Source organism: Gordonia desulfuricans NBRC 100010 (genome assembly GCF_001485495.1).
GTDB lineage: Bacteria > Actinomycetota > Actinomycetes > Mycobacteriales > Mycobacteriaceae > Gordonia > Gordonia desulfuricans.
On sequence record NZ_BCNF01000202.1, the window covers coordinates 1 to 2,934 of the forward strand.

Consider the following 2,934-nt stretch of genomic DNA (forward strand, 5'->3'; position numbering starts at 1 on the left):
TCGCCTGGGGGCACACTGGTCTGAGGCGCAGGCCGTTCCACATCGGGCTCGTTCATGGACTTACGCTACGCCGAATGCTGGTGCACACCATCGCGAGCTCAATGAGCGGCTCGGTTCGGCTGATCTCGAGTGCAGCCCAGCCCGGAGTGCCGGCTGGCGTGTACGCGGTGGTCACGGAAGCAACCGGAAACAGGGCCCTGAGCATCGCCTCAGTCCTATCGGGCTGGTCGCGGCGCATATCTATCAGTGGCTCCACCGTTGGTAGGTGACGATAGCCATCCACCACAAGATCCTGACAGTCGGTGTCATCGGCATCTTCCCCGGTTGATGCAGCGTGGCGCGATCGGTCCACTACCACGTCGGCGCGGTGATGATGGGTGGCCAGTGGGAACAAGCCTCTTCGTGGTCGCCCCCAGGATTAGTGGTACCATGTTTCGGTACCACTAGTGGATGGAGGGTGTTATGTCGATCAGTGCCAGCGAAGCACGGAAGTTGCTGTTCCCCCTGATAGAGCAAGTCAATAATGACCGCGACGCGATCGAAATCGTCTCCCGGAGGGGTAACGCAGTGTTGATGTCGGCCGACGAATACGCCGCATGGCAGGAAACGGCCTACCTGTTTCGCTCACCGACCAATGCGCGTCGATTGTTGGCCTCCTACACGCGTGCTACCGCGGGCGAGGTCGAAGCCCATGAGCTGGACCGAGCTGACAAGGACGCCTAAGTGCGTCTCGTCTGGGACCAGTCCGCGTGGGAAGACTACGTTCACTGGCAAACTGCCGACCGGCGACTACTCAAACGCATCAACACCCTGATCGATGCGTGTTTGCGCGATGCATTCACCGGGATCGGAAAACCTGAACCACTCAAATACGGAGCCCAAGGCGCCTGGTCACGGCGCATCACTGACGAACACCGGCTCGTCTACCTGGTTGACGGCGAAGACTTGATCATCCTGCAGGCCCGCTACCACTACTAACCATGAACAGCAGATCGCACACCACGCAGACGCAATAGCCACACTCTCAGAGCACGTTACAAACACGAACTCATCTACCGACCGATTACCACCGAGTTGCCCTGGGGGCCACAATTACTCGGCCACCAGAGCAACCCGGAGAGATTGCTGTCGAGGACCCCTACGCTAACCGGGGGTGCCCGTTGCCACACTCCCAGTTCTGTCGAATAGTTCGCCCCATGCGCACACCATCCCGATCTGCGCATGTTATTGGTGGTGGGTTGGGGTGAGTGGTGCGCGGCATCGCATTGTGTGCGAGATGTTGCTCTTCGACTGCCACCGCCATCAGCGACTTGGGGGCTGGCTACTGTCGATTCACGGTACCCGGCCAGCCACTGTTCGACCTCAACGATCAGAACGATGACCCTGCCACGCACCCACTCCTCAGCAGAGGCTATCGCTGGAGATGTTATGGCGGCGAGGAAACCTCGCCGCCAGTTCCGAACCCCCGGTGGTGACGCTGCGTACGTGGATAGTCATCCCAGTCAGAGAATAGGTCCACCGCGATCTGTTGATCGATCCAGTCAGCATCGTTGACCAACGGTCGATCTGATTCCCGAAGCGCAGTAGCGATCATGACTTGACCCTCCTCACGGTCACGAAATCGGCGACGGTGCCATGGGGGCCGAGGCTTCGTCGGTCCTCGGCCCCCACCGACCAGGGATGTCAGTATGCTTCACTCGGAATATCTTGGGGCCCACCGGTAATAGCCTGAGGCCCGCCGGTAGCCTCCACCGTAATCTTGCGCGGTTTAGCCTTTTCTGCCACCGGGATCGTGACACTCAGGACACCATTGTCATAGGTGGCGGCAATACCGGCCACATCGATGCCCTCTCCGAGAGACAACTGCCGCCGATAGGTGCCGGAAAACCGTTCACTGGTCAACCATTGCACCCCCTCATCAGTAGGCACACTGCGTTGCGCCGACAACGTCAACACACCATTATCGACAGCCACATCTATCGAACCAGGATCCGCACCAGGAAGATCAGCGACCAACATGTAGTGATCGTCGACCTTGTACAGATCCAACGGCATGAATCGTGGCGTGCGCGCTGTACCGGCAACAGCACCGGTCATCAATCCACGAGCCAGAGCATCGACATCGTTGAACGGATCAAAACGAAGCACAGCTACTCACCTCCTGAACATCAGGCTGCCCGCCACCCGTTGACGAGCAGCTCACGCTGTACGACACCAAAATAGCACCACAATCCCCCGTGCGCTAGCACTCAGCCACATCGAGTGCTAAAACAGGGGTGCCTGCTTCTGATGGCCGAGTCACGTGTCAAATACCAAGGAGGGCAGCATGACTGGACACGAAGACCCGACTCTTGACATGGTGGTCACCTGGCCAGAACCATCGCCATTGCATCACTGGTGGGCTACTGTGATGGCCACCAGCGACCCGGGCCAGTTGGGCAGAGATCACCGACACCACACCCACGATCTGCGGCACGGAGCGATTCGATGAGGCCAGCCCTGGCTACCGTTTCCCCACACCGAACACATCGGTTCGCGCTACCGCGGCGTCGCCTACTGCCGGCGAAGTCGCGCCGCCACGCGCACCCGCCGTACACCCCGCCGTGGGAGAAGCGGCAACGGTGGGACCCCCTGGATGCGCTCCTTGCCGCACTCCTGGCGACCATCGGATTCGCCGTCACCGTTCTTCTCATCCTCACCGGCTCAACCCCCGCTGCGGTGCTCACCGCGATTGCCATCGCATTCGGCTCCACCGCTCTGGAAATCTATATCCTGCACCGACTCCCCTAGACGGTATCGCGGGACTGCTAGCGAGGCCGACCGTCCGTCGAAACCTCTGCAACGTCACGCCGGAACGCACCCACCTCCGACCTGTGCCCACCACCCGACATCAGCCGCCGGAGATTTCGACACGCCTCGTCGCTCCGCTCCTCA

4 protein-coding genes are annotated in these 2,934 nt (G+C 60.3%); 3 read left to right on the forward strand and 1 reads right to left on the reverse strand.

Going from position 1 to position 2,934, the window contains the following annotated elements; all coding sequences use genetic code 11:
- Positions 1-462: 462 nt before the first annotated feature.
- On the forward strand, positions 463-723 hold the full coding sequence (locus GD1_RS23785) for a type II toxin-antitoxin system Phd/YefM family antitoxin (RefSeq protein WP_053778889.1): 261 nt from the start codon (positions 463-465) through the stop codon (positions 721-723).
- Positions 724-978, forward strand: coding sequence for a Txe/YoeB family addiction module toxin (locus GD1_RS23790; RefSeq protein ID WP_020791966.1), 255 nt, complete (start codon positions 724-726; stop codon positions 976-978).
- A 705-nt stretch (positions 979-1,683) separates the two neighbouring features.
- Here the strand turns inward: GD1_RS23790 and GD1_RS24545 are convergent.
- A complete protein-coding gene (locus GD1_RS24545) occupies positions 1,684-2,148 on the reverse strand; it encodes an Hsp20/alpha crystallin family protein (RefSeq protein WP_083534688.1) in 465 nt (154 codons plus the stop codon).
- A 339-nt stretch (positions 2,149-2,487) separates the two neighbouring features.
- On the opposite strand from GD1_RS24545, the gene GD1_RS24900 reads away from it, so the two are divergent.
- Positions 2,488-2,790 carry a hypothetical protein gene (locus tag GD1_RS24900; protein ID WP_020794390.1) on the forward strand — a complete coding sequence of 101 codons (303 nt, stop codon included), beginning with the start codon at positions 2,488-2,490 and terminating at the stop codon, positions 2,788-2,790.
- Positions 2,791-2,934: the final 144 nt, after the last annotated feature.

Bases quoted from the DNA above. Each gene is read 5' to 3' on its own strand.
- GD1_RS23785 (WP_053778889.1), top strand. From the start codon at position 463: ATGTCGATCAGTGCCAGCGAAGCACGGAAGTTGCTGTTCCCCCTGATA.
- GD1_RS24900 (WP_020794390.1), top strand. From the start codon at position 2,488: ATGAGGCCAGCCCTGGCTACCGTTTCCCCACACCGAACACATCGGTTC.